General features: G+C 46.6%; 17 protein-coding genes. 11 read left to right on the forward strand and 6 right to left on the reverse strand.

Features of this window, described 5'->3' with window-relative positions; genetic code table 11:
• Nucleotides 1-177: 177 nt before the first annotated feature.
• Together P3339_RS11450 and P3339_RS11455 are read right to left on the reverse strand one after the other, a co-directional pair.
• Nucleotides 178-1,077, reverse strand: coding sequence for an ABC transporter six-transmembrane domain-containing protein (locus tag P3339_RS11450; RefSeq protein WP_282953481.1), 900 nt, complete (start codon nucleotides 1,075-1,077; stop codon nucleotides 178-180).
• Nucleotides 1,078-1,096: 19 nt separating this feature from the next.
• On the reverse strand, nucleotides 1,097-1,663 hold the full coding sequence (locus P3339_RS11455) for a TetR/AcrR family transcriptional regulator (RefSeq protein ID WP_282953482.1): 567 nt from the start codon (nucleotides 1,661-1,663) through the stop codon (nucleotides 1,097-1,099).
• Between the two features lie 95 nt (nucleotides 1,664-1,758).
• Between P3339_RS11455 and P3339_RS11460 the strand changes: the two genes are divergently transcribed.
• The 4 genes from P3339_RS11460 to P3339_RS11475 all read left to right on the forward strand — a co-directional run bounded on the left by P3339_RS11460 (nucleotide 1,759) and on the right by P3339_RS11475 (nucleotide 8,377).
• Nucleotides 1,759-2,880: an efflux RND transporter periplasmic adaptor subunit gene (locus P3339_RS11460; protein ID WP_282953483.1), complete on the forward strand. Its 1,122-nt coding sequence runs from the start codon at nucleotides 1,759-1,761 to the stop codon at nucleotides 2,878-2,880.
• A gap of 9 nt (nucleotides 2,881-2,889) precedes the next feature.
• Nucleotides 2,890-3,189, forward strand: a complete 300-nt coding sequence (locus P3339_RS11465) for an efflux RND transporter permease subunit (RefSeq protein WP_282953484.1) — start codon at nucleotides 2,890-2,892, stop codon at nucleotides 3,187-3,189.
• Nucleotides 3,186-6,008, forward strand: a complete 2,823-nt coding sequence (locus P3339_RS11470; RefSeq protein ID WP_282953485.1) for an efflux RND transporter permease subunit — start codon at nucleotides 3,186-3,188, stop codon at nucleotides 6,006-6,008. The genes P3339_RS11465 and P3339_RS11470 overlap by 4 nt, the downstream gene beginning before the upstream one ends.
• 401 nt (nucleotides 6,009-6,409) lie before the next feature.
• Complete coding sequence (locus tag P3339_RS11475) at nucleotides 6,410-8,377, forward strand: hypothetical protein (protein ID WP_282953486.1); 1,968 nt, start codon at nucleotides 6,410-6,412, stop codon at nucleotides 8,375-8,377.
• A 53-nt stretch (nucleotides 8,378-8,430) separates the two neighbouring features.
• On the opposite strand, the gene P3339_RS11480 is transcribed toward P3339_RS11475, so the two are convergent.
• From P3339_RS11480 to P3339_RS11490, 3 genes are read right to left on the reverse strand one after another with little or no spacing between them, the layout of a single operon-like run.
• The gene (locus P3339_RS11480; protein WP_282953487.1) at nucleotides 8,431-8,775 is read right to left on the reverse strand and encodes a helicase C-terminal domain-containing protein; all 345 of its coding nucleotides are present in this window, start codon (nucleotides 8,773-8,775) and stop codon (nucleotides 8,431-8,433) included.
• A 5-nt stretch (nucleotides 8,776-8,780) separates the two neighbouring features.
• On the reverse strand, nucleotides 8,781-10,955 hold the full coding sequence (locus P3339_RS11485; protein WP_282953488.1) for an ATP-dependent DNA helicase: 2,175 nt from the start codon (nucleotides 10,953-10,955) through the stop codon (nucleotides 8,781-8,783).
• Between the two features lie 10 nt (nucleotides 10,956-10,965).
• Nucleotides 10,966-12,603 carry a VRR-NUC domain-containing protein gene (locus P3339_RS11490; RefSeq protein WP_282953489.1) on the reverse strand — a complete coding sequence of 546 codons (1,638 nt, stop codon included), beginning with the start codon at nucleotides 12,601-12,603 and terminating at the stop codon, nucleotides 10,966-10,968.
• Nucleotides 12,604-13,062: 459 nt separating this feature from the next.
• Between P3339_RS11490 and P3339_RS11495 the strand changes: the two genes are divergently transcribed.
• Nucleotides 13,063-14,202: a hypothetical protein gene (locus tag P3339_RS11495; RefSeq protein WP_282953490.1), complete on the forward strand. Its 1,140-nt coding sequence runs from the start codon at nucleotides 13,063-13,065 to the stop codon at nucleotides 14,200-14,202.
• Nucleotides 14,203-14,300: 98 nt separating this feature from the next.
• Entirely contained in the window at nucleotides 14,301-15,452 is a 1,152-nt protein-coding gene (locus P3339_RS11500) for a hypothetical protein (RefSeq protein WP_282953491.1), read from the forward strand.
• 914 nt (nucleotides 15,453-16,366) lie between these two features.
• Here the strand turns inward: P3339_RS11500 and P3339_RS11505 are convergent.
• On the reverse strand, nucleotides 16,367-16,783 hold the full coding sequence (locus tag P3339_RS11505) for a YbaN family protein (RefSeq protein WP_020412792.1): 417 nt from the start codon (nucleotides 16,781-16,783) through the stop codon (nucleotides 16,367-16,369).
• A 412-nt stretch (nucleotides 16,784-17,195) separates the two neighbouring features.
• Between P3339_RS11505 and P3339_RS11510 the strand changes: the two genes are divergently transcribed.
• The 5 genes from P3339_RS11510 to P3339_RS11530 all read left to right on the forward strand — a co-directional run bounded on the left by P3339_RS11510 (nucleotide 17,196) and on the right by P3339_RS11530 (nucleotide 21,129).
• Nucleotides 17,196-18,329 (forward strand): hypothetical protein, encoded by a 1,134-nt coding sequence (locus tag P3339_RS11510; protein WP_282953492.1) that lies wholly within the window; start codon nucleotides 17,196-17,198, stop codon nucleotides 18,327-18,329.
• A 343-nt stretch (nucleotides 18,330-18,672) separates the two neighbouring features.
• A complete protein-coding gene (locus tag P3339_RS11515; protein ID WP_282953493.1) occupies nucleotides 18,673-18,909 on the forward strand; it encodes a hypothetical protein in 237 nt (78 codons plus the stop codon).
• Between the two features lie 35 nt (nucleotides 18,910-18,944).
• Nucleotides 18,945-19,847, forward strand: coding sequence for a 4Fe-4S dicluster domain-containing protein (locus tag P3339_RS11520; protein ID WP_282953494.1), 903 nt, complete (start codon nucleotides 18,945-18,947; stop codon nucleotides 19,845-19,847).
• On the forward strand, nucleotides 19,844-20,326 hold the full coding sequence (locus P3339_RS11525) for a cyclic nucleotide-binding domain-containing protein (protein ID WP_020412789.1): 483 nt from the start codon (nucleotides 19,844-19,846) through the stop codon (nucleotides 20,324-20,326). The genes P3339_RS11520 and P3339_RS11525 overlap by 4 nt, the downstream gene beginning before the upstream one ends.
• A complete protein-coding gene (locus P3339_RS11530) occupies nucleotides 20,323-21,129 on the forward strand; it encodes an FAD/NAD(P)-binding protein (RefSeq protein WP_040628575.1) in 807 nt (268 codons plus the stop codon). The genes P3339_RS11525 and P3339_RS11530 overlap by 4 nt, the downstream gene beginning before the upstream one ends.
• The last annotated feature ends 39 nt before the right edge of the window (nucleotides 21,130-21,168 follow it).

Here is a 21,168-nt window from a genome sequence, read left to right on the forward strand (position 1 = left end):
GTAGTAGCGAGTTTCACACTTGCTGCTAGATAACAATTGTCTAGTGGTCCTTTCGTTTAAGTGATTGGAGTACAGGGATTCCTATTCGACTAATTGAAGCAGCTTTTAAGGCAAGAATAAAAATTGACTCTAATTCATACTCCCAGTCGCGAGACACTGTATTCCCGCCTCTTTTTCTTATGATCCAATCCGATTAGAAATCTCCTTCAAACGAATAACCTGCTGAACATAGAGTGGTAACGCAGAGACCTTCCCGATAAAGTCGAAAACGTACATCAATAAGGCAACTATTAATCCGTAATTAACCAGGCCCTCATCGATTGCCGCTATGGGAGCGTAAACAAACAAAGCGACTATCCCAGTCCACAATATAAAGTAGGTGCCTGTTTCCAGGTCGCTCAATTCAATATTCCACCGCATAAGGCGCCGGAAGTGGGCTTTTGCATGCTCAACATTTGGTTGTTTAAGCGCATCAACCTGATATTCCAGCTCATTATTATAAGATTCATTCAGCTGGTAATTGGTATTTCCGATTACGCAATAGATCAGGATAATCAAAGCGAGAATTGCCAGGCAAGCCAGAAAGACGTTGAGATTGATAGCGCTGATGATAATGAGCAAACCCACCATACCAATAGAAACGGTAATAACTTCTGGCAGGCTATTTTCAAAGAATTCGACAATTTCAGTTAATAAACTGGAGCGTGCAGTGATAGTCGACACCGACTGCCTTTTTGCTTTTTCACGGGCCACCATTTCCGACGTAACTACCTGGTAAATATGTGCATAGATTCGTGTATCGTAAAATCTTCGAGCACTTCCCATGAGGACAGAGATAGTGCCCAAGATTGCCAATAAATAAATGCCATCATAGGACTGTTCTAATAGACTATTGATAGCCCAGCCGATGGCAAGTGGAAAAAGTAGTTCGAGGAGTGTTTCAATAACGACCAGCGATAGGGTCAGAGATACTCGCCACTTAAATCGGGTAAAAATCGAAAGTAAAGAATGTTTGTGCTTGCCTTTCGTATAATCATCATCTGTTGATTTTGAAACAGTGGTAACTGGCTGAGTCATTTAACAACTCTCTCAATGCTTAACGAGCAACGCCATTGCAAAATGTGTGAAACGCTAAATCGGCCAGCGTATCGTGATCTATGGATTCTGCATTTTTTGTTAGCCAGGATGTATAAAGCAGCCCCTCTATCAGGTTTACCACCCAGGAAGTAGGAAGTTTCTTGGGCAGGCTGCCTTCAGATTTTGCGTATTCCACCAATGTCGCGATTTCACTCTCTTGTTTCTCATAGATAGCGGTGAGCTCTGGGTCATCTTCATCAAAGTCTCCCAACTTCATTAAAAACTCCATTTCGGCCGACAGCGGAAAAATCGCTTTAAACATCAGGTGGAAGGCTTGCAGAGCCGATTCAGCCTCGCTTTCCAAGTGTTCGGTCGCTTTATCAAATGCCTCCAGGCAGTGAATCGCAACCGCCTTAATCAGCTTTTCTCTCGTGTCATAAAGACGGTAAAGGGTAGTGCGCCCAACTCCGGCCGCCCGGGCAATATCGCTAAAGGATGCCTCCCTATTTTTACTCAGGAGTTCCATACCTGCCTTCATGATCGCAGTTTGTGACTTCTGAATACGCGCATCTAGGTGATCAGTCATGGATTTATTACCCGAACTTTATGGAACATACTTGTATCATAATGCCTTACAATTTATGGTGCAAGTGTGTTCCATAACTTGTAAGTTGTCTAGGCATGATGAAAATTGCGGGAATCTGGTTAAAGCGGCGGGCTGCAGGTATTGCTGCCACCAGCTTGCTGGTCTTGGTGGGGCTGTGGCTTATGGTTGAGCAACAGCCAGCAGCCATGGTGGAGAAGCCCAAAGAGTTTGGCCTTACTGTTACTGTCGTGGAGGCAGTACCGGCGGATGTTCAGCTTGAAGTCAAAACAACAGGCATAACACAACCCCGCTGGGCGACTGAAGTTATCGCCTCAGTCAGCGGGCGTGTCACCCATATTGCTAACCACGCAATGCCGGGCAATCTCATTAGGAAAGGAGAAATACTGGCGTCGCTACAGGATACTTTTTATCAGGCTGAGCTCAGTGCTGCTCAAGCCAGAGTGTCAGAGGCTGAACTCAACTTGGCCGAGATACTCACGCGTCAATACGTGGCAAAACGAGGGGATAAAGCGAAGTCATCATTTGGCCGACTGGAGCCGCATGTCAAAGCCGCAGAGGCAAATCGAGAAGCGGCGAAGGGAGCTCTCGCATCCTCACAGCAGAGGTTGGCTGATACACAAATTAAAGCGCCTTTTGACTCGGTGATTATTGCCGATTTAATCCATCCTGGCCAATGGATAAATGAGGGGGATGTACTCTTTCGAGTAGCAGCCAGTGAGTACCTGGATATCCAAGTTGAGCTTTCTGAGCAGACTTGGCAGCGGTTAAACGGCCTTCAGCAAGATCCCTGCAAAATCACTATAGAGGCGCCTGACGGACAACAATGGCAGGCCTCGGTCCGTTACCTAAGCCCAATCATGGATGCGGACACCCGCCAGCGCAGCCTTATGTTGCAAGTGGCTAACCCCTTTCAGCGCGAAATTCCCTTGCTCGCCGATCAGCAGGTTGATGTAGTGTTTGGAGGCAACACGCAGAGCTATGTTGTCAGTGCACCGGCATCGGTTCTTACAGAAGATGGGAAAGTATGGAGCGTTTCTGAACAATCACTCCTTTTGGAAGAGATAGAGCTACTGGATATGCGGCCGGATTCGGTTCTATTTCGTTACAAGAATCGACCCCACCAGAATCGTCAGCTTATTCGCTTTCCTTTGACCAACTTTGTAGAAGGTCAAGCGGTTGCAATGACTATCCACTAAGGCCTGGAAATGAAAACACTCTCACGCTGGTTCCTGGATAACCCAGTTGCCGCTAACCTTCTCATGGCTTTCATTCTGGTTGCAGGCTTGCTGACCTTTCAAAATCTGCGGGTGGAAAGCTTTCCACAAATTCCACCTACGGAAGTCGAAATCTCCGTTGTCTACCCCGGCGGCACTGCCCGCCAGGTCGATGAGAGCATTACACAGCGTATTGAGGAAGCTATTAGTGGTGTTGCAGGAATAAAGCGCATAACCAGCCAATCAAGCAAAGGTTACGCTTCATTGGTAGTGAAAAAAATACTAATGTGAAGCTGGATCGTTTGATTGAAGATATTCGCAATCAAGTTGAAAGTATCGAAGGCTTTCCCGCATTGGCGGAGCGGCCGCGTATTTATCGCAGTGAATATACGAATCTTGCGGCGTTTGTCATGGTCTACGGTGGTGACAATAATGATTCGCTTCAGCAGGTATCCTCACGAGTAGAGCGAGTGCTTAAGAAACATCCTGCTATTTCCAAAGTGACAAATCTGGGGAAAAGAAAGCAACTATTGGCTATAGAGCCAGACCTCAGGAAACTTCAACGCTACGGTTTGTCTCTTGAGAACCTAACGGAACGTATTCGCCAGTGGTCAGTGGAATATCGCAGTGGTGAATTAAGAACGGCCAATGGAAATATTGTGCTGCAGGGCAGTTCCCTGGCTGACAACTTGGCGGAACTGAGGAATATCCCCATTATCACTACATCGACGGCACGAGTGAGACTCAGTGATATCGCTACTGTTAAGCGAGATTATGAGCAAACCGACAGTATTGTTCGATATCAAGGGCAACCTGCAGTCGCACTGATGGTATCCACCAGCCAAAAAGACAACCTGTTTCATATCCATGAAGCCACAAAATCAGTATTAGAATCATTGGAATCGACATTACCCAGGAACATGCAGTTGGATGTAATGGCGGATATGTCTCCCTATATTTCCGAGCAATTAGACTTGCTAAGTTCCAACGCCTTGCAGGGATTATTAATCGTCTTATTGCTATTGGTGCTTTTTTTAGATACGCGGCTGGCCTTTTGGGTTGCCTTAGGTATTCCCATATCCCTGGCTGGTGCGATTACATTGATGGGTTTTCCTTCCCTGGATTACAGCATCAACGATATCACTTTATTCGGTATGATTTTGGTACTGGGGATATTGGTAGATGATGCCGTTGTGGTCGGTGAAAGTATTCACCAGGCGAGACAAAATACAACTGACACCAAAGAAGCTGCCTGGAAGGGGGTTGAAGCCGTAGCCGTGCCCACAGTTTTTGGCGTATTGACTACAATCGCGGCCTTCTCACCGATGCTATGGATTGAAAATGAGTTGGCAAAGGTGCTGTCAGGATTCTCTGCTGTAGTGATATTTGCACTGATATTTTCATTAATTGAGAGCAAATTTATATTACCTGCGCATTTAAGCTATCCAAATACACATGCTCAAACTAGTGGCGCAATAAAACGATGGATTGAGATTGCCAGAGAGAAATGTAACCGTTTATTAAATCGATTTTCGGATAAGATATATATTCCGCTTTTGTCATTGAGCCTGGCAAACCGGAAAATAAGCATTAGTCTATTTGCCACCTTTCTGCTGCTGGCCTATGGCGCTATGTTCAAGGGGCATATCGCCTCAGTATTCTTCCCTGAAATTCCCGGACGCTATGCCACGGTTAAAGTCACTATGCAGCATGGAGCTGCAAATACTTTAACGGAACGTAATACCGATCAACTTGAACAGGCCATCAAGCGCACCGCAAATAGGTTGCAACAGGAGTATGGGTTGCCGGAGTCACCTGTTAGCAAATATATCGTGTCAAAGGAAGGCACCAAGACCATAGAGTTGACAGCGGAATTAACACATGATGCCCTGGCCAGAGTAGAGAGCAACCGCTTTTTAGAGGAGCTGCGGCTGCAAACAGGTATCCTGGAGGGAAGCTATGCAGTGAAGTTTAGCCTTACGGAAGAGCCGGCGGGGGATACTGCCATTGCGGTGTCTGCCAGCAATCGAGATCAGGCGAAACAAGTGGCTGGCCGCCTCAAGGCTCTACTCGCAGAGTTACCCGGTGTGAACGATGTATACGATGATAGCCAACTTGCCAAAAGACAGCTGAAAATTACGGTCAATGAGCGGGGAGCCAGCCTGGGAATTGATCAAAGTCATCTGGCAGTGCTGATAGGGGGAGCATTCGGCCAGATTGAGATACATCGCCTGTTGGATAAAGGTGAAGAAACTCTAGTGTTGGCTCGCTTTCCTCAAACAGAAACTAAAACACTTGAGCAGTTAAAAGCTACACCTATTAACCTGGATAACAACAGCTATGTAAGCTTAGGCGAAATTGCCCAGCTTAAGTACGAGCGTGAACCCGAGGTTATTTATCGACGTAATCGCGATGAAGTGGTCAGTATCTATTGGCGTCAGAATCGCTCTGTCAGTTCACCGGAAAACAACTGGGAGCGGTTAAAAGAAGAGCTGGTGCCAGAACTGGAGCGCCTTTATCCGGGTGTCCAAATTAAAGCCGTTGGTGAATTCGCCGAAATAGTAGAAGTACAGGCTGGATTTAAAAAGTCCATGTTGCTGACGCTTTTACTTATCTACGTTTTGTTGGCGATACCACTAAAATCCTATTGGCAACCTTTGATTATTATGTCGGTGATTCCAATGGGCTTTGCAGGGGCAATTATTGGACACGGCCTGTTGGGCTTCCCAGTAAGCTTATTATCCTTGTTTGGAATGATGGCAATGACTGGGGTAGTGATTAACGATTCCCTGGTTTTAATGAGCCGATTTAATCAGCTCTACGCGCAGGGCGTACCAGTAAAAACAGCGCTACTTCAAGCTGGGAAAAGTCGCGTAAGGGCAATTTTCTTAACTACGGTGACTACTATCTGTGGGTTGCTACCCTTATTAGCCGAAACCAGCGAGCAAGCCCAATATTTAAAGCCAGCGGCTATATCCCTGGTATTCGGGGAGCTATTTGCTACACCGATTACCCTAATCTTAATCCCTTTGTTACTTTCTTTTGGGCAGTACAAAAATACATCTAGGAGTGATAGCGCTTCACTTACTGAGCAAAGTTTACTTCAGTAAGTGAGGCAATTGTGATCCCTTCATTACTAAGTGCTTATTAGATCCATCACTAAATGCTTATTGTCTGACCATTAAGCTTACCGGTTACTCGGTAAGAATCAAAATTGGAATCCCTTTAAGTCAACTTTGGAAAGTAGCTACGCGAGTATGATCAGCTGCTTTCATGAGTCTTTTTGTTAGCGGAGTGTATTTTTCACCCAATTTGTATATAGGTGACAAATATCGTCAGAAAAGCACCGATATAGGCAGGCTTTAGTTTCTTCATTTTTTTAAATGCGACACAGAAAATTATTCACGAAAAAATAAAATTCTTTTCGTATTTTCATTTCGCGACTTACTGGAACTAATCTCTTAATCTCCACCTAACTTCAAAATCAAAAAAACACGAACTTCAGGCGTTTATGGACAAGTTATTTAGCAAGAAATTATTGGTACTGGCATTAACCGCGGCGTTGGCAGCTTGCGGTGGAGGGGGTGGGGGCTCTTCAGACTCCGAACCTGAGACACCAGCCGTAGGGGATGGTGGCAGCAACAATGGTGGTGATCAGGGTAGCGGAGACCAGGGAGATGGTAGTGGGTCCGGCGATACTGGGAGTAACACTCCGCTTCCAGATAATGATCCCTCAACCGTAACGGTCGGAGATGTTTCTACTTCCGATCTGGGGTTTGCCACAATAACTGCTACAGATATCACCCTGCCTGATGCAATGGTAAACGCCCGGGAAGTTTACCAGCTTGCACACTATATTGGCCGAACAGATAGTGAGCAAGATGAAGAAAATATCGATATCCCTATTCGTAGCTACACTGCGACCTGCGCGACTGATACAGATAAGCCTAGGATGTTTGTATCCACGACCTTATCTGAAGGACAAAGTGCCTCAAATCCAACCTATGGCTCCGTCTATGAACTCCAATACAACCCTGAAACTTCAAGTTTTGATCAAACTGGCAATACCACGATTCTGAAACAGTGTTATGAGTCTCACGGTATAACAGCTAGCGCAGACTGCTCCAGGGTTGCTGTTTTGTGTAACACAGAATATAAGGCTAGTGAGCGATACGATGTTAAGAAAGATCTAATTGAAGAGCACGGTATTGGCTGGATGAAGATTGAGGACAATCTTGACGCTGTTGCAGGTACCGATAATGAGAAAAAGTATAACGATCAGATTTGGCTGATGGAGTGGGATAACAAGCCTTTGTCCGAAGTACCTGATGCTTACGTCGTTAATAAAATGCATGGTGGCACTCATCTTGGCACCCAAGAACTATTATATGTTGAGGATGACAGTAAGGGACGAACCAGTTATGCATTTTCCGTGACTGCTCGAGTACTGGTTAGCGGTTCTCACTATTCTGCGGGACTTACAGTGATCGACCGGGATGACTGGTCAATGACCATGACGGGGGATGAGCGTAGGGGGTGGTATTGGCTATGTGGACATGGTCATGTACTGAATATCCGGGCTTTCTATAACCCTGGCAACGAAATGTTTGGTGCGCTCTGTACCAGTGATGGGAATAAATATCATCCCTCTCCTGGCTTGAATGCAATTGCTATCAAAATGGAAGATGATGGCTCCTCAGTCCTTGAAGGCACCTACAATCACGTGGTTCCTACAACAAGTGCAATGATTTCCAACGGGGGAGGGCACACAGTAGTCCCAGTTGATGCTAATACTAATTTATCTGTTATCGTTTCACCGAAGTACATCGAAGATGAGGATATGGATAGGTTCTTACAGGATACACTCGGTATTGATACCAGTGGAGATGGTCCCTTTGATGATCAATGTGCTGATAAGGCCAATAAGAATTGCTTCTTCTCGTATCTCGAGGAAATCGAATATGATGAGGGTGACTATTCACTGATACCAAGGCAAGGACTCTATTCTGGCGGCGCCCTGGATAAATCTTCCTTAACTCGCGTGGGTATCGCCAAGGTTGATTGGGAAGGCAATATTGAGGGGGTCGGCATCAAATGGCTGGCTGAAGACTCAGATTGCCAGATTAGCGACCCGCAACTGGTCGACCTGAAGAATGGACGCTACCTGTTTGGCTATGCACAATTCCAGTGTATTTCCGATAACCTTCCATACAATCGTAGCTATAACAAGAAAGGCGAGGCCATGCGTATGCTGGTACCTAAAGCCTACTATGTGATGGAGATTGATGCGGATTTGAATGTGCTCGAGGGGCCGGTAAAACTCACCGATTACGGGTGGGGCGGACTGGATGAGCCAATGTATCTGGGTAACGGTAAAGTTGCCTGGAACTATATCAAGAACCCCACCTTTGAGAACTACATCGGCGGGCAGCAGAACGTCTGGCAAGCGATTGTTTACCACTCAAAAAGTGTGAACTAGTCCTGATCGGCTGGGGCAAGGTTTTACTTGCCCCAGTTTTTTCGTGAAACTGCCTATTTCAGCCAGCTATTCCAAAAAGCCTCCAGACTTTTCGAAAGTGCTGTACCGTTACTGCATATTTCGAGATTCCAGTGTTCCGGATAAAGTGACTGATAAAACCTGTCAGTGAAGCGATAATCAGCCAGGACAATCACTCCACGATCCGATTCTGAGCGAATTACTCGCCCTGCTGTTTGCAAAACCCTGGTTAACCCTGGATAGCGGTAGGCAATATCAAAACCAGTACCCACCGTGGTTGGGGTTCCATCATCAAAACCCTTGCGGATCAACTCCTGCTCTTCATTAACTTGTGGCAGGCCGGTACCCACAATGATGGTACCGATCAGTTTATTACCCACATAGTCTACGCCTTCTCCAAAAACTCCCCCATAATTGCAAAGCCCAAAGTACGGGAACCTTCAGTGAAGGCTGCCAGGAATGCTGCGCGCTGGCTTTCACTGGCCCCAGGTTCCTGCTGCAATAAATCCACTTCAGGAAAGCTTTGCTTAAATGCGACTGCCACTTGTTGGAGGAATCGGTACGAGGGGAAAAACACCAGATAGTTACCTGGATGGCCCTGGTAAGTACGAGCGATGATCTCTACCAAGTTTTCTGTAGCCTGATTACGTGATTTATAGCGGGTATCAACATATGGACAGAGGAAGACGCCTTGCTGTGATGGAAGAAAGGGAGAGGGTAGCTTCATGTATGGAGCCGAGCTGTTCACCCCCAGTTGCTGAAAGATATAATTTGCCGGGCGCAAGGTGGCAGAAAATAAGATAACTCCATGAAACTGGCGAATAGTTTGCTGGATATACCCAGCGGCATTCAAACAAAGCAGCTTGAACTGCTGCTCCTGCCAGGGCGTGCCCGCGTCAAATACCCGAGTGAGAGCTTGATGTTGTTCAGATAAGTCTTGCTCAATACATACATAGCGGTAAATGGACTTTAGCCATTCGCTAATTTCCTCTGGCGGCGATTGAGAGCTCTCCCATAGCTCACTGACTGTTAAGAGCACTTTATGGGCTGCCCTGGAAACGGTCACCGGCTGGTTTTCTGGCGATGTGAGAGAAGTCACCCACACTTCGGAGCCTGATTTGTTTAATTGAGCGTGGCTTTTGTTGGTGGCTTCAGGATCTCTAAGCTGTTTAACCCACCGGTCAATCGCCCTCACCAGTGCCTGGATGCTGCGCTGCAGCTTGGGGTGACTTCCTTTACAGCTTGCCGCGGCACGGCGGGTTTCCTTGCGGCTCAGGGTCACACTGTACATATCACAGGCGCGGTCACTGAGATTGTGGGCTTCATCCATAAGTAGCGCACGGCGCTGGCTCTGCTCCTGTAGAGCCGTCAGTCGCACTAGGGGATCAAATACATAGTTAAAATCGCATACTATGAGGTCTGCCCAAGGCAGCATTTGCAGGGACAGCTCGAAGGGGCACAGCTGCAATTCTTCTGCGACTTTTGCCAGCAGTTGCGGAGAGAGAAGAGGTGAGCCTAGAAGTTTCTTGCGCGCAGCCGGCAATCGGTCAAAAAAACCTATTGTGCGTGGGCAAACACCCTCCTGGTCGCGGCTACACATACCAAGACTACAGGCACAGGTTTTTTCCCTGGCCTGTATTTCCAGCAGGGATAACTCTAGGCCACGCTTATGTAGGCTCTCTACGGTTTCCCTGACTACCTGCCGTCCTGAGTTTTTTGCAGTAAGGTAAACCAGCTGGTCTAGCTGCTTTTCTCCCAGGGCCTTGATGGCAGGGAATAGGGTGCTGATGGTTTTACCGATTCCCGTGGGCGCCTCTGCGACCAACTCGCCACCATCTCTCAAACAACGATAGGTGGCTACGGCTAGCTGACGTTGGCCTGGCCGATACTTGGGAAAGGGGAATGCCAGGGCTTGGGCACTGGTAGCCACCTGTTGACGATGTTCCTGCCAGCTCTTGTGCCATTGGATATAATCTGCAAGCGCAGCGAGGGTGAAACTCTCCAGTGCTTCCCAGTTGAACTCCTGCAATTCCGGGTAAGGCTTCTTCTCTTTAAGGTTGTACCAGAGCATTTGCAGTGCCACACGATCGCTGCCCTCACCGGTGCCTCCTTGCCCATGCCTTTGCTGGAACAAGTAACAGAATCCGTAGACTTTTAGCTGAGCCCACTGCAACTGCCGAATAGCCTCTGGTAATTTGGAAGGAGGGCAGTAAGTGGTTTTGATCTCATCGATCTGTTCAGGGGTATGCAGATCTGCCTGCGGGTGAAAGATATCCACCCTGCCAGTAAGAACCACATCATAGCCTTCACATCGTACTTGAACTTGCAATGGATATTCAGCTTCACTGCCTTTGGGGCGCTTCTTTTGCAGTTTCTGGTGTGTGCGAATGCCCTCTTGGGCGGAGGGGCCGGAACCTGCGTCATTAATCAGGTCGCCGCTTCGACAGGAAAATGCGACCAGCTCACCAACCGAAAGGCGCAGGAACGAGGCCTGTTTAGTAGCACTAATGGTTGTCGTTGAGTGGAGTTCTATGGCCGCTTCATTCAAGACTATTGCCACTCCACGTGAATTACCCTATGGGGCACCCGCTGGCTGGCAAAAATGTAAGCCAGCGTTGCTGGTTTTGTTGCAGCCGATCTCCGGGCCCTTTCACTTCTATCAGTTCGTAGTCCCCAGCTGCAGGAAACAGGATAAGATCCGGCAGTCCATTGCGGTGATGGGCAATATCACTCAGTATCCGTTGGAAGAGGGAGCGCCAATGGGAGGTTGGTATTCTTTCCATTGCGGTAGTTACCAATTCCTTGGGCAGAGCATCCCAGGCAACCAGCGGATTGGAAATCCCCCACTTATCGCGATAGCTACACCATACCCTCTCTCGCAGGGTATCTTTATCCAGTTCAGCCAACCTCTGATCAAGTAGGGTACGGCGGGAAAGATAGAAGTCAGCTGTCCTGAAGTCACTGGGAGCAGACTGGAAGGGGTTAAAGAAAGCCCCTGGTATCGATGCAAACAAGATGTCCCAGATATAGAGACCAAGAATGCCGTTTAGCAAGCAGTTCTCAACATAGTAACAATTGCCCTCTGACAACTGTTCCAGATGTAAGGCAACCTGAATCTCTACTCGCTCAGGACTCTGGGGCAGGACTATCGTTTCCGTAGGAGGGCGATAGCGCTTCGGCGCTGGCCATTCTTTAGCGCAATCCAGGCCTTTGGCTGTACGGTGGCCAAAACTCTCGGCAAATATTTTTTCTGCTTCATCCAGAGGTGCTTCAAGAATCTGCTGACAAAGTCCAAGCCCTTTGCCAGTATCGCCATTCTTAATTGCAATACGTGCGCGCCTCTCTCTAGCTGGTGGCCGTTGGCACATTTTGTATAGCCGATCTGCTGCCGCTAGTTCACCCATACGCTCTAGCTGACGGGCCAGTTTTAAACGCAGGCGATCCAGGCGCCGGTGAAGCGCTGTATCCCCCGTTATTCCTGATGGCAGCTGCTCTGCCAGGGTGACGATATCAGATGTCTCGCCCGTCAACGCCTGTTCGGCCAGATCCAGACAATGGTAATAGTTCAAATGCTGATCTATCTGTTCCCGGTTCTGGAAAGGCAGATTTTGTAGATCCAATGGATAATCTTCGTAACGGAAAAGCCCCAGATCCCGCAGAACATAATCTGTCAGGTCCTGGTTAAGGTTGCCAAAGAAGCAAAGCTTGAAGGTTTCAAAGCAACTGGCGTGCTGAACAGCTAATAAGGTATCAGCGGCCAGTAATTTGTGTATTCCAGAATCCACGCCATGTTCCATGAGGGCAGCTATCAGGTCAGCTCGCTTAAGTGCTTTTGGTAGAGGCTTGTTACTCGCTCTGAATAGTTCAGGCTTGGTGAAAAGAGGTAACAACTCCTGGTTAGATATCTGAGGGTTTAGTCGCAATAATCCACTTACCTCCAGTTCCCGACATGCATGCTCCAGATCTTCTATTTCTGCATATTGCAATTTACTGAGACGGAACAAGGCCCCAGCTGATGAGGGGGCGCCTTTGCGAGACAAAAGTCTTACATATAGTTTTTGGCCACTGATGCCAAGTGACATAAAGCGCTCGTAAAATTGATCCTCTCCTGCTGACAGCAATGATTTATAACGGGCTGTGACAAACTTCATCAAGGTTAAGAAGTTGGTCAAGTAGTAATCAGCAGGAAGCTCTACGGCGACAGTCATGGGGATATGGGCAACAAAAAAACTGTATGGTTATACAGCAAGTTGATTGGATGGACAAATTCCTCGGCTGACCCACCAATCACCATCCGTTCACCACATGCGCATAGCTATTTGGAGAGGGTTTAGAGTCAAGCTGTGTCCAAGGGGGTTAACTGCCAAACTCCAGGCTTTTTTCTCAGTAAAACGGCCCTTCTTTCCCATGGTCGGAAGAGGTGAGATCGTCCAGGCTTACTGCACGATTTATAAACAAATTCGCAATGGTTCTGCTGTACGTGCGGCTTTGAGCAAATCTAATGCCTCAAGAAGTTAGCAGTTACGGGAGCCACCCATCCATTGAAAGCTCTATTCCTGATTGAATTCAGAATCTGGAGTTACCACCAGCCCCAATTCACCGGTCAGTCCACCCCTTTGGATTGGTATCCCCTTTATTAGCGTCAAAATATTGTAAAAGGAGTTACTATGAAGACGTTAAGACCGATCGCAGCCACAGTACTATTCGCTGTTGGCAATATTGCAGTCGCCAACACTTCCATTATTAACCAGATAGGTAATGGAAATACCGCAACTCCCGATCAAAGTGATCCTACTGTCAGCAATAGCCTGATTGTTCAAACCCAAATTGGGGATGACAACACCTCCACAGCAACCCAAGCGACAAGCACAACCAACAGTGCCGCCATCCTTACTCAGGTTGGCTCTATGAATACTGTAACTACCACGCAGGAAAACACAACCGATAGTAGTTTAATTCTTGTCAATCAATTTGGGGATAACCATGTAGCGGATGCAAGCCAGAATAATAATATTTCTCAAACGGTTGGCGTTATTATACAAAGTGGTAATTCCAATACCGCAACGATGATACAACAAGAAGACATCACAGCAAGCGCGGTTTTTGTTAGCCAATTTGGTTCTGGAAACTCTGTCTTTCTGGAGCAACTACAAAGAGTTGATCTCAGTCTTTCGGTAGTAAATCAGGTGGGAGACTCAAACTCCACCATCTTTGAGCAGGATCAGGATGTCGTATTCAGTACCGCCTTAGTGAATCAATTTGGTTCATCCAATATGGCTGATATGGAGCAAGATGAGACTATTACTGCTAGCTTTGCCTCAATTCAGCAAGTAGGAACTAACAATACTGCATTTAATGAGCAGGAAGAGGACATTTCATTTAGTTTTGGCTCAGTTATCCAACTTGGTGATTCAAACTTCGCAGATATTGACCAGGAAGCACTTATATCAACCACAGGGCTACTATTTCAATCAGGCTCCTCCAACTTTGCGAGACTTGATCAGGGTGAAGATTTTTCTGGCTCTGAAGCTGTGTCCAGTTTTGCCTCTGTTACCCAATTAGGTTCACTGAATGAAACTGATGTAGATCAGGGGACAAGTGGCTCAGCATTTTTCAGCACATTAATTCTGTTACAGTCTGGAGCTATGAACACCTCTGTTATCGGTCAAAACGATACAAACTCAAGCAGTATCCTAGCCTCCCAATTTGGAACCTCTAATGATTACCTTGCCAGTCAGGCTGGCTCCAATGAGTCAATCACTGCAATCCAAATTGGTACAGGAAACACGGGTACAAACCTGCAATAGTTTCGGGTGATCCCTGGAAAGGGTCTCCGTAACAGCTGACTACTCCAAATTGTTAGCCAGCTTTCTCTCTGAGAGTTAATGAAGTAAAAGGACTTGTCATGAAAAGGTTAACATCAATAGCCGCAGCGCTATTAGTGATTGTTGGCAATAATGCTATAGCGAACAACAATACTTCCATTGTTATACAGCAAGGAAACGGGAATACTGCAAATCCTGACCAAAGTGATCCAACAGTCCACGACAATCTTATTGTTCAAACCCAAATTGGTAATAGCAATACCTCTACCGCAACCCAAACAACCAACACTAACGGAAGTTCTGCCTTCCTAACCCAGATTGGCTCACTGAATACAGTAACGTCTACTCAGCAAGATGGCACAACTACCAGTACAGTAATTGCCACTCAGGCTGGAAACAACAATACCCTGGATTTTTTGCAAGGTGATGCCACGTTGAGCTCAGCCACAATTATCCAAGGTGGCGAAATGAATAGTGCAGTCGTAAATCAAAATGACGATATAAACGGAGGCATTATCCTTATCAATCAGCAAGGCAATTCCAACGACATATTTCTAGACCAGCTTCAAAGGGTGGATAGTAGTATCTCTATTGTGAATCAAATCGGTGATTCAAACTTTGTAAATTTTGACCAGGACAGGGATGTAACCACAAGCCTGGCATCAGTATCCCAGGTCGGTAGCTCAAACAGTGCTTCCATGGAACAGGATGAAGTCGTTACTTCCAGTATTGCAATCATTGACCAGAATGGCACATCAAACTTTGGGAATATAGAACAGGAGGGCGATCAGGGTGCCGTAGTTTCCAGTGTGGCGGTAGTGGTGCAAACTGGAGATTCAAACACTGGACGCGTAGACCAGGAGGCAACAACTTCCTCGACAAGCCAGATTATTCAATCTGGGACCTCTAACTTTGCCGACCTGGATCAGGGCAATGAAAATGTGCCATTAACAACCCTTTCTAGTTTTGCGTCCTTGGCTCAAACTGGAACCTCAAATACAGCAGACGTGGATCAAGGCATATCAGGTTCTGTCTTTTTTAGTGTGCTAATCGCAAATCAGATTGGTGAACTCAATGATGTCAGCCTTTCCCAGAATGGTACTGTTAGCAGCAGTCTTATAGTTACACAAATTGGCACATCCAATATGGAAACAGCCGTGCAATCTGGTACAAATGAATCAATCAGCGTTACTCAACTTGGCACCGGCAATATGGGAACGCACTTGCAATAGCTTTGTGCCACGTTTCTATTATTGAATAATAGCCAGCTATGTAATCACTAAGACATTTGTGACTATACGCGCTGGCTTTTACTTCATGTATCGTAGGACTTTGCGATACCTAAAAATAATAAACCACAAAAAAAGTACAATTGGGGAAATACACAACAGGATTAACTGGTTTCTCAACACTGCCATATTCATAGTGGCAACTACCGTCCCTATTTCATAAATGTCTGTCACCATTATGAGTGGCAGAAAGAACCCCAAAATCTCGGTGTGGCGATTCGCCTTGCAAAGGCCAAACCATAAAAGCCAACAAAATAGGTGCTATAGATAATGAAGCTGGCAATCAACCACCAAACCGATTGATTGTATTCATTCAGAACGAATGCTTCATATTGAGACAAGATTTCAATAGGTAGCAGCAAAAAAACAATATCTTCCAGGTGAAACTGGATTTATAGATATATGTTTCATCACTGAGAGAATTTTCCGTTGCCTGATACACATCCTGCATAAAACATCCTTGTTGTTATTGCCTAGTGAGCAAAGTTTATTAAATTGCTCTTGTAGCCAGATCTTCTCGATGCTTTTCCATTATAAAGAGCGCCGGGGCACACCAGGCGTCCCAATCAACAGAAGGGCGCAGAGGATATTCCTCTCAACGTCAATGTCAACCGCTTACAACACCAATTTAACCACATTGAGACATTAATCTTTAACTTTGTTGTTTTTATTCAAATTCATACTGTTTGAAGTGGTTTTTGACGAGGTAAATACCTACTTTGGGGTAGTCGCCTAATGGTAATAAGTTGAAGATTTTATTTGTCATAAAGAGTCAGGTGTCACAATCTATTCGGTACAAATATCCCATTTACAAGTTAGGAAACCAAAAACTATAAAGGCCACTGAATAATGCTTGTTCACTTTTTGGGTTCAGGCCTCGTCCATATCCAAAGCATTGCGCAACCAATGCCACCCACGATAAAGATTAATAAGTAGAGATTACTGAAATGATGAAGGGCAACGGCCATGGACAATAGCATTGTTAATGTTGCCAGCCACTTGGTTCTACGACTGATATGGCCGCTCCGCCAGGTTTTTATCAGGTTCCCAAATAGATGGTGATCCTCAATCCATTGATGCAAACGCTCTGAGCTACGTGAAGCTGCCCAGGCACTTAGAACAATAAAAACGGCTGCAGGCAAGCCCGGCAATATAACCCCAATTATCCCCACTATCAAAAAGAAACAGGCTAGGGCACCCCACAACCAGCGCAGCCACCCTTTAGCCAATGGGGGCGTCGATGTATAAGCGATATCATCGCTGCTCTGTTTCAAAGTTATATCTCCTGACCCCTATTTTGAACAAGGAAGATAATCCAGGTATCTATTCAAATAGAACCCTGATTTTTCCTGATTAAGCCCAGTATTAAATAGGACCTCCACCTCCTAGATTGACCCAATACTAAGGGAGAGTGGCGCTACAATCCAGCTCAATACAGGATCCAGGGCGGCCTATCAGTCATTTCTTATTTCCAAACTTTCTTCTCATGTAAATAGGATTTTCTTCCTACAGCATACAAGCGCCACTGGCACTAATCTTTATTTATTGTCTCCATACCTAACGAATTAATGCCATTATGCGTCAATCGGCATGGAAGTTACTGATCGATCTTAAGGAAATTTACAAAGTATTTCCCGCCCGATTACCCATTCGGCTGCATTTCAGATTTAAGAGCTTGCTTTAAGCATGCCAGAACAAACGAAGCCCTTTTATACAAAGGTCGTTAATATGAAATCTCACGCTCAATTCCTGACTATAGCCGCACTTATGTTCAATGGAAATGTTTTTGCCGCTAACAATTCGGTAGATCTGTATCAAACCGGATGGGAGAATATTGCAAGCTCAATTCAAGCGGGCGCAAATACAAATGGAAATGTCAGTACATTAATCCAAAACGGGACCAGTAACTCCGTTACCACTTATCAAGTGAATAACAGCTTAAATAATACAATTTCCACTACCCAGAGCGGAACTGGTAATTTGATTCCAGTCATTGAGCAAAACAGTAGTAATGAAGCATCAGTTAAAATTCATCAAGTTGGTGACGACAATCTGGCAGAAACGCTACAAAATAATACTGTATCCAGCGCAATAACTTTTTTACAGGAGGGAAGTGGAAACCAATCTTATAGCTCGCAGGTAAATTCAAATAATGACAGTTTACTAATCAGTCAAAAGGAATCCTCGAACCTGGTTTCAGTTGTTCAGAAAACGACAACAAACAATACGATCGTAATTAATCAGCATGGGGATAACAATAGTGCAGAAGGAGGCCAGATAAAAGAAAGCTCTGGTAAAGTGGTGGTCTCTCAAAAAGGTAACTCCAATTCAGCAGAGTTTCTGCAAACCTTGGGTCTAGCGAATACGTTGTCAATTAGCCAGGATGGAGACAGCAATAACGCAACAACGTCACAAAGGTCTATTTCTAACAGCGTTGCCTCAACGACACAAACCGGACTATCAAACACCGCGATAATCGAGCAGGAACTACTTTCCAACGGTATTGCTGAGATTAATCAAACTGGTGATACAAATGTTGTCTCACTCTTACAAACAGGTTCTTATATTCAAGCTTATTTAAGCCAAGAAGGTGCAAATAATTCCTTGTCTATCACCCAGGTAGGGAGTTCTCATTCTGTCGTAGCCAACCAAACCGGTTCGCTAAATACGGCAACAATTAACCAGCTTGGAGCATCGAATGTTGTAGTGGTCATTCAGGCTGGCGCATCGAATGCATTAAATATCAACCAGGCTACTAATGGTAATACTGTTTACACTACTCAGGATGGAACGGGAAATATCATCGTAGTTTCGCAATAGCAGTATTATTTAGTTAACTATGAACAATAGAAATATAGGAATTTCTTACTAAGCTGATTACCCCTATATGTTTAAACTTTATTCCCAGCTTTTTGAGACCTTCTTCCTAAAGATAACTTCCGCAACCCAGCGCTATACTTCCAGTGTCACCTCTATTTTACCTAGAAAGCCAGACAAGCAGTAGGAACTCTCTAAGGATGAAATGCTGTAGAGGTGACTCCACTTCAACTTTAACGACAAAGATTTGAAAGCATTCTCCGCCTAATTAGCTGTTCAGCTGAGTTCCTTATCAATCTACTCTCAATTGCAATCCTAAGCGCTATTCGCTTCAGTGGTGAGTAAGATGAGAGTTGGCAGCATGGCTAACCTGGGCCAAATTGATTCAGCAAATATGGATAGCTATGAACACCTGTTACAAGCTGCCGACCTGGATGACTTAATTCAAGCGATCCTCGAGCATGGATATGAGGTGTATGGTCCTACATTGGTCGATAAGGCCATCACTTATGGCAAGATTCTCTCGTCGGCCGATCTACCCCAAGGTTGGACTGATGAACAAGAAGGGGGCATTACCGGGTAAAGCGCCGTACGGACAATGCCTACTTTGGCTATGTCGTGGGGCCCCACTCGTGGAAAAAATACCTGCAATTACCTCATCGACCCATTTGGAAATCCTCTCGTCAGGAACAAGAAGTTCAAATTATCGAAATCAAGGAGGACGTCCCCAAGCTGGCATTCCTCGGCGTGCGTAGCTGTGAGCTACACGCCATTGCTATCCAAGATCGTGTCCTGATAGAGAGTGACTACCCCAACAGTAATTATCGAGACAGAAGAAGTGGGCTATTTACCGTAGCAGTAAACTGTACCACTGCGGCTCCCACATGCTTTTGCACGGCTATGCAAACAGGTCCTGCCGTGACTCTTACCAGTGATCTAACGATGACAGAAGTATTGGAGGGTAAGCGCCACTTCTTTTTGATTGAAAGCGGTACCGAGTTAGGAGCGCAGATCCTGGCGCAGTTACCACTCAAGCCCTCCACGGTAGAGGAGAAGCAGCAGGCACAGAAGGGCATAGAAAGCGCTGAAACTCAAATGCGACAGGGACCGCGTCACTTCGATAGCTCTGATCTAAAGGAGTTACTGTACCGCAATGTTGAGAGCCCCAGTTGGGATAAAGTGGCGGAACGGTGTTTATCCTGTGCCAACTGCACCATGGCCTGCCCTACCTGTTTCTGTTCTACCGTTGAAGATACTACAGACCTCAGCGGAGAAAATGCCGAGCGCTGGGAGCGCTGGGACTCATGCTTTACGTCGGACTTCAGCCATATCACCGGGGGCTCGGTGCGCGCAGACACGCGCTCACGCTATCGGCAGTGGATGACACATAAGCTTGCTACCTGGCATGACCAGTTTGATAGCTCTGGGTGTGTAGGCTGCGGCCGTTGTATCACCTGGTGTCCGGTGGGTATCGACCTGACAGAGGAAGTCAGGACTATTCGCAACCTGGAACAGCCATGAAGACTATTGCCAACCTGCTGCATGAACACCCTTTCTTTCATGGTTTGCCAGAAAGCGATCTGCAGTTTCTTGCCTCATGTGCGGAAAACTGCGTCTACCACGAGGGAGAACATCTCGCTAAGGAGGATACGCCGGCCAATCATTTCTTTCTGATCCGCAGTGGGCGGGTGGCGGTAGAAACCTTTGTGCCTAACCGCGGCGCCTTATGCCTGCTGACCCTACATGGCGGCGATATTTTCGGCTGGTCCTGGCTCTTTCCACCTTACATTTCAGCCTTCGATGCACGTGCTCTGGAGGAAGTTCGCAGCATACGCCTCGGTGGCGCCTGCTTGCGGGAAAAGTGCGAAACAGAACCTCGTCTCGGCTTCGAATTGATGAAGCGCTTTGCCCGGATTGCAACCGAGCGATTGCAGTCCGCTCGTATTCAATTACTCGATATCTATGGCTCCACCCCACCTGAGCCGGGTACGACTCCGTGATCCCCGAAGTCTACAAGGTGATTCACAGGCAGGAAGAGTACCCGGGAACCTTCACCTTGCATCTAGAAAGTCCGGCATCACCACCCATGGTCTACGGGCCAGGCCAGTTCAATATGCTCTATGCCTTTGGTACTGGTGAATCTGCTATTTCATTCAGTGGTCTGGAAGTGGAGGAGGGTCTGTTGGTTCATACCATTCGGGCACAAGGGACTGTGACTCGAGCACTGGAGCGATTAAAGAAAGGGGATTCACTGGGAGTTCGCGGCCCGTTTGGAAGAGGTTGGCCACTACAGGGCATTGAGGGCAAGGAGCTGCTGCTTATAGCAGGTGGCCTGGGCCTGGCACCTTTGCGACCTGTCGTTTACAGGGCTTGGCAAGGGAAACTGAAGGCCAGTCGGGCCCGGCTTTTCTACGGTGCACGTCGCCCAACAGAGCTTCTTTATGGAGATGAAATTCCACACTGGATAACAAAGCTGGATGTGGTGATGTCTGTTGATCACGGCGACAACGCCTGGCCTGGGCATATTGGCGTCATTACTGATCCTCTACAGGCTTCTGATATCGACGGCGCCAATACGGTCGCTTTCCTGTGCGGGCCGGAAATTATGATGCGCTTTTGCATTCAGGTGCTGCTGCGCAAAGGGGTTCCTGAATCTGCTATCTACCTTTCTATGGAGCGTAATATGAAATGCGCCATTGGTCTCTGCGGACACTGCCAATGGGGGCCAAACTTTATCTGTAAGGACGGCCCCGTATTCTGCTACCAGGATATCCGCGCATGGTTCCAGATCCACGGCTTATAGCAACCGAAAAGGGAAACCCAAGCTGGCGGTATGGAAGTT

The organism is Microbulbifer sp. MLAF003 (assembly GCF_030012965.1).
Classification (GTDB): Bacteria; Pseudomonadota; Gammaproteobacteria; order Pseudomonadales; family Cellvibrionaceae; genus Microbulbifer; species Microbulbifer variabilis.